Raw genomic sequence first — 6029 nt, forward strand, 5'->3', positions numbered from 1 at the left:
CCTGCGCCTGCTGGTTGAATTCGTCTACCCAGGCGCAGCAGACCGCCGGCGGGGTCTCGGCGCCGCCGGGGCGGGCGCTGCAGTTGCGCTGGTAGTGCTGGCGCCCATTGCGGTAGGCCTCGAACAGGCCCTGGATCAAGGCTGGCGGCAAGGTGGCCGAGGAGAGCAGCATCCGCGCGCCCAGCAGGCCGGCCCAGTGCACCAGGCGGGTCAAGGCCGGCAGGTCGGCCAGGTCAAAGTCGTCGGGCTCGTCCAGCACCAGATCGCCGCTCATCAGGCGCAGCATGGGCGCGATCTGCCGGCCCCCGCGCTGGCTTTCGGTGGCGGGGGTGAGGTGGTCGATGGTGCAGACCAGCAGCGGGGCCAGCAGCAGCTTGCGCACTTCGGGGTCGGCCACGGCGCGGCGCAGCAGCGGGTGCTGGTCGGTGGCGCCTTCGAACAGCACGTGGCTGTCTTCTTCCAGCAGTTCCTGCCGGGAGGCGGACCCGGTGGCCTCGGCCTGGGCCTCGTGGAATTCGAACAAGGCCCGGCTGGCGGAGCCGCCCACGCGGATGGCCAGGTCGTCATCGCCCAGGTTCAACATGTCGCGGAAGGCTTGGCCGGTCTGCAGCGTCAGCGTGCGCAGGCCCAGCGCGAAGGCGCAGCGCAGCCCCAGGGCCGGATCGGCCAGCGCGTACATGATGCGGGCGTTGGCCAAGGTCTTGCCGCAGCCGGTGGAGGCCATGTTGACGATGAAGGCGCCGTGCTGCTCCGCACGCTCGCGCAGGCCGGCGGCCAGCTCGGCCGATTTGTCCTGCCAGCGATAGCGCTCGGACTTGGCGCGCTGCTTCAGGCTGGGGTGGCGGCCCAGGCGCGGCAGGTGCTGCGCCAGCTTGGGCAGAAAGCGCGCCACTTCCGAGCCATGCTGGGCCACGCCCAGCAGGTGTTCGTCCAGCCGCTGGTTGGGCTGGCCGCTGGAAAGGGTGTTCGCCCACAAGGGGTAGCCGGCATCGGCCTTCACCCGCTCGGCGCTGTCACCTTCCAGGCGGGAGTAGTGGTGATCGGCCAGCATCAGGCTGAGCCGGCTCAGGTGCATCACGAAGGGGTTGTTCAGCAGCGCCTCCGTGGCCGAGCTGGCCGGCTGGCGCACCTGCCACTGGGCCAGCCGGCAGGCCATGCGGCTGGCCCGGCGGCGCCAGGCTTCACTGGTGACGGGCAGGCCCTGCGGGAAGCGCCAATAGGGGGCGAAAGCGCCGGGCTCGGCCTGCGCGAAGGCGCGCTCGTTCCACGCGGGTTGCACCTGGGTTAGCAGGCCGCGCAGGCGCGACATCTGGAAGTCGTCATCTTTGGGCAGCACGGGCAAACGGTGGTGCGTTACCACCAGCCAGCCCAGCGCGAGCGCCAGTGGCGCGTTCTGGAGGGTCTTGAAGGGCGAATCGAAAGCGCCGTCGCGTCCGTCGCAGCGCAGCTGGGTGAGCCAGCGCGCATCGTCTTCGGGGCCAGGCTTGGCCAGGCGGGCTAGCCAGGTGGCATCGTCATCGGTGCCGACAAAGGCTTCCAGCAGGCGCAGCGAGACCCATTCATGCCGGATCAGGTTGCGGCCTTCGAGTTGGCCCCGCAGGCGGGCCTGGAAGGCTTCGATGGCCTTGCCCAGGTCGTGCAGCAGGCCTGCCATGTCGGCCAGCAGGCGGATCAGCTCGCCGCTGTGCCAGTGGTTTTCGTCTTCGGTGCGCAGCACATTGCGCCGGGTGGTGTTGGTGGGCACCGCGCCTTGCTCATTGAACCTGCGGCCATCGCCCACCACCCAAAGCAGCTCGGAATGGTCGAGGCCGCGAATCCAGTGGCAGGCCACGGCGGTGTTCTTGCGCGCGGTCTTGCGCAGCAGGCGGCGCAGGGTGTCCAGCCCGTCCTGGGTGATGGGGGTCTGCCAGGTGCGGTCGCCGCGCCGTTCGGCGAATTGATCGAGGATGCGGCGGGTTTCGGTCAGGGCGCGCTTGTCGCACTGGGAAATGAGCAGCACGTTCATGCGGCGTCTCCGCCCGATGCCGTGTGCGCCGGGGCGCGGGCCAGGCGGCCGAAGGTCTCGGCCACTTCCTTGAGCGTGTCGATCATGAAGTCAAGCGCTTCGCTGCGAGTCAACGCAGAGATGCAGGCCTGCCTGAACTGCTGTTCGCTGTGGCCCTGCATTGCCGAGACAAAGGCCTGCGGCAGGATGACGGCGTCCTTGACCAGATCCGCCACATCGAAGACCAGGCCGCCGCGCCGTGTTTTCCCATGCAGCACCGCCAGGCCGTGAGGCAGGCCCAGCACCCAGGTGGCAGTGGCGCCCAGGCCGTAAGCCAGGTAGTTGCCGTGGTCCAGGAACTGGTTGGCGGCATCGGTGCTGTCGCCCCGCTTGGCGCGGGTGAATTCGCCGTAACCCGTGGCCTGGCTGGCCAGGCGGTAGAGCTGTTTGCTCATGCGGGCTTCTTCGGTGAGCAGGCTCATGGTGTCCGGCGCCGCGCCAAGCGCCGGCAGCGTGGCCGTGATGACGGCTGACAGCGCTGCCAGGTCGGGCTGAAAACCTTGCTCTTTCAGGCTTTTGCTGCCGGCCCAGTGTTGCTGCAGGCGCCCCAGCCTGGCCTTTTGCAAGGCCTTGGCGGCGCCCAACCGCAGCCCGTCGTCAAACCAGAAGCGCACCCAGGCTTGCAGGTACTCGGTGGGGCGGTACTCGCTTTGTGGCGGGAACCAGGCCACCTCCAGCTCTCGCTCCATGCCCGCAAAAAGCGGGGTGCCACCGCCACCGCAAAAGCCCAGCATCACCCCGGCCTTGGCCAGTTCACGCACGGCGGCCTGGGTGATGGAGGTGCCGGTGCCAAGCAGCACCGTGGTGGTGTTGGCGATGGGGATGTTCCAGTAGAGCGACGCCTTGCCCTGGTCGGTCACGTACTCGACGCGACCCCCGTTGACGAGCACGCGGCAGTGCTCCAGGTAGTACAGATTGGCCCGCTTGGAATGCAGGATGGTCTTGAGGTCGCTGGCTGGGATTTGCGTCATTTGGCTGAGCTGAGTGCTTGCAGCCATGGTAGGGACGGGATGGCTCATGGGATGATCTGGATGGCCATCCAGTGGGCGCAACGTCCTTCAGCGAGGGGATGCGCCACCGCCCAAGCGCCACTCATCCAGCGCGGCAACCGTCAAGACAGCCTCAACTGATCCGTTGCCGCCGCCGCCCCGAGGCCAGCGCCTAAAAGAACGGGTCCATGTCGAAGGCGGCGTCTGCCAGCCGTCGGCGGGCAATTTTGAGCCAGCGCTTGGTGGCGGCGGTGTCGCCGAGCAGGTTGATTTCCCTGCCCATCTCGGCCAGTTCAAAGCGCAGGCGCTGGGTCTCTCGCTCAAGCTGTAGGCCCAGCTTGAGCGGGTTCAAGCCCGACCCTGGCGCCAGCCCGAAGTCCATGCAGAAGCTGAACTCGACCTGGCCGATCTCCGTCTTGAGTTCGGCCAGTTGCTCGGCCAGCACCTTGTTGTAGTGCTTCACCCGCTTGGTGTCTGCATTGGTCATGTGCCCGGCGTCGACCTGCTCGATCTGCAACTGCAGCTCCAGCAGCGTGAGCAGGTCGTTGTTCTCGTAGGCCTGGTTGGCCCGTTGCATCAGCGCTGTCTTGATCGTGCGCTGCTCGGCGTCGGTCTCGCGGTCCGGATGCAGCGCGCTGGCCAGCTTGCGGAAGACCTCGCGCACCGACTGTGTGGCCTGCTGGGCTTCGGCCTCGCGGCGCTGCTGCGCGGCGCTCTTGCGACGGCGGGATGACTTGGCCTCCTGCTCGGCATCGGCGGCCTGCGTGTGCGCCTGCATCTGTTGGTGCATGCGCTGCATCAGGTCCTCTTCGCTGGCGATGCCGTCGTCATCCCCCAGGTCCAGCCCTGTCGCCAACTCGGCCAGGTCCTTCATTGCGAGCAGTGCTTGCGCGCGGTCGGTGTCGAAGTCCACATCGGCGTGCCTGGCGAACAGCGCCTTGAGTTCAGCGTCGTCAGCGTTGGCCCCGAGCAGCTCCGCCGCGGCATTGCAGACGAGTTCACTCATTGTTTCGCGCTCGGTGCGCGTCCAGCCTTTGCGTGCAAGCGCCGAATCCAGCGCGAAGGCCCAGCGCCGCTGCAAGGCCTGCTGTTCCTCCAGCAGGGGGACGTGCACCTGTGCGTGCGCCTGGGCATACAGCGCGATGTTGTCCTGCCACGCCGCCAGGGTCTTGCGCGATTGCTCGATCTGCCGGATCAGGGTGTTGAACCGCTTCTGCTCGGGGGTCAGCGCTCGGGCGGGATCGGCGGGGACGATTCGGATGGCGGCGAGGTCGGTCATGGTTCAGGCGCGTCAGCAGATCGGGCATTGTCCGATGAGTCTTTGCCTGTTCGCACCTGGCCGCGCTCCGGGCTGGGCACCCACGCGGGTGCCTTCGTTCACTGGGGCTGGAAGCCGCTCGCCTTGATGATGCGCGTCCACGTCGCCGTGTAGGCCTTCTCGCGGGCGCCGAGGGCGTCCGGGCTCATGTGGCCGACCGTCAGGCCCATGGCGGTGAGGCGTTCGTGCACGGCGGGCTGGGCGATGACTTTGGCGAGGGCTGCGGAGAACTGGTCCAGCGTGGGCCTGGGCGTGCCGGCGGGGGCAAAGATGCCGTAGTAGGGCACGTCCTCGAAGCCGGCCAGGCCGAGTTCGGCGAAGGTGGGCACCTCGGGCATCACGGCCTGGCGGGTGTTGCCCAGCACGGCGACCACGCGCAGCTTGCCGCTCTTGTGGTTCTCGATGAAGTCGGGGATGGAGCCGGTGCCGGCGGGGATCTGGTTGCCCAGCATGTCGGCCATCATCGGCGCGCTGCCGCGGTAGGGCACCGGCACCAGGTCGAGCTGGTATTTCTGGCCGATGACCTTGACCAGGAACTCGGGTACCGAGGCCGGCGCCGGGATGCCGACCGAGCCCTTGCCGCCTTGCGCCTTGGCCCAGGCGACGTAGTCGTTGAAGCTCTTCGCGGGCGTACCACCCGAGACGGCAAAGGCGTTGACGAAGGTGGCGAAGCCGCCTGCGGGCACGAAGTCCCTGGCCGGCTCGAAGCCTGGGGTCTTGACGACCTGCGGCAGGATGGAAATCGTGTGGTCGTGGCTGAGGAACAGCGTGCTGCCATCTGGCGCGGCGGTTTTCAGCGACTGCGCGGCGAGCTGGCCACCGGCCCCGGGTTTGTTCTCCACCACCACCGGCACGCCGAGTTCGTCCTTCAGCTGCTCGGCCAGGATGCGGGCGATCGCATCGGTGCCGCCGCCTGCGGGGAAGCCCACCAAGAGGCGCAGCGGCTTGCCGCCGGCATAGGCGCTTTGGGCTTGCGCCAGCGGCCAGGCGGGCACGGCGAGCAGCGGCAGGGCGGCCTGCAGCAGGCGGCGGCGGGACAGGGTGGGGCGCATGGTGAATCTCCTCTTTTTGCAGCGGCTTGCCGCTTCGCATGGCGGCCGTGGGCGAGCATAGCGGCTGCCAGGGCCATTGGCCTGGCGCAGGGGCACAATGCCAGGCGCCGCCGCCGGGCAGTTTCATCCGGCGGCACCTCCGATTTCCTGTTTCGTTTTTCCTTCCTGCATGCCTGATTCCATCCCCGTTTCCCTCCGGCTGCCCCAGCGCCATCACGTGGACCGCGTGCCGGAACACGTCACGCCAGAGGCGATGGAGCGGGTGCGGCAAGCGGCCTACAACCTGCCGCAGGTGGTCAAGCCGACGGACTACCTGCCGGAAGACGCGCCCGGGCTGGAAAACCACCTGGAGACGCTGGGCCTGATCAAGCTGCAGAAGGCGGTGCCTGGCCACCGGCCCAGCCGCTGGATTGCGCCGGAGCTGATCGACTCGGCGCTGCGCCACCTGGACGAGGTCGGTGCCGGCAAGGAAATGCGCGCGGTGCTGATCGAGCGCAGCGCGGCGCTGGATGTGCTGGGCATTCACCGCCAGGGCAGTGGCTGGGAGCGGCTGATGCGCCAGCCACTGCCGCTGAAGAGCGACACCTGGCCCGATGGCACGGCACTGCAGGTGGCCTACCTGGCGC

At 68.2% G+C, this 6029-nt stretch carries 4 protein-coding genes and 1 pseudogene; 1 reads left to right on the forward strand and 4 read right to left on the reverse strand.

The features are described from left to right. The 4 genes from cas3f to FKP22_RS18395 all read right to left on the reverse strand — a co-directional run. A partial coding sequence (cas3f, locus tag FKP22_RS18380; protein WP_141289085.1) for a type I-F CRISPR-associated helicase Cas3f occupies positions 1-2005 on the reverse strand: 2005 nt, incomplete at its 3' end. After that, positions 2002-3015 (reverse strand): type I-F CRISPR-associated endonuclease Cas1f, encoded by a 1014-nt coding sequence (gene cas1f, locus FKP22_RS18385; protein WP_141289087.1) that lies wholly within the window; start codon positions 3013-3015, stop codon positions 2002-2004. The genes cas3f and cas1f, both read right to left, overlap by 4 nt. Before the next feature lie 190 nt (positions 3016-3205). Next, positions 3206-4312 carry a molecular chaperone DnaJ gene (locus FKP22_RS18390; protein ID WP_141289089.1) on the reverse strand — a complete coding sequence of 369 codons (1107 nt, stop codon included), beginning with the start codon at positions 4310-4312 and terminating at the stop codon, positions 3206-3208. Between the two features lie 98 nt (positions 4313-4410). Further along, positions 4411-5403 carry a Bug family tripartite tricarboxylate transporter substrate binding protein gene (locus FKP22_RS18395; protein WP_141289091.1) on the reverse strand — a complete coding sequence of 331 codons (993 nt, stop codon included), beginning with the start codon at positions 5401-5403 and terminating at the stop codon, positions 4411-4413. 169 nt (positions 5404-5572) lie between these two features. Here FKP22_RS18395 and FKP22_RS18400 point away from each other — a divergent pair. Next, positions 5573-6029 (forward strand): annotated as a pseudogene (locus FKP22_RS18400) (helicase-related protein); the annotation flags it as partial.

It is taken from the genome of Ideonella azotifigens (genome assembly GCF_006519715.1).
Classification (GTDB): Bacteria; Pseudomonadota; Gammaproteobacteria; order Burkholderiales; family Burkholderiaceae_C; genus Ideonella; species Ideonella azotifigens.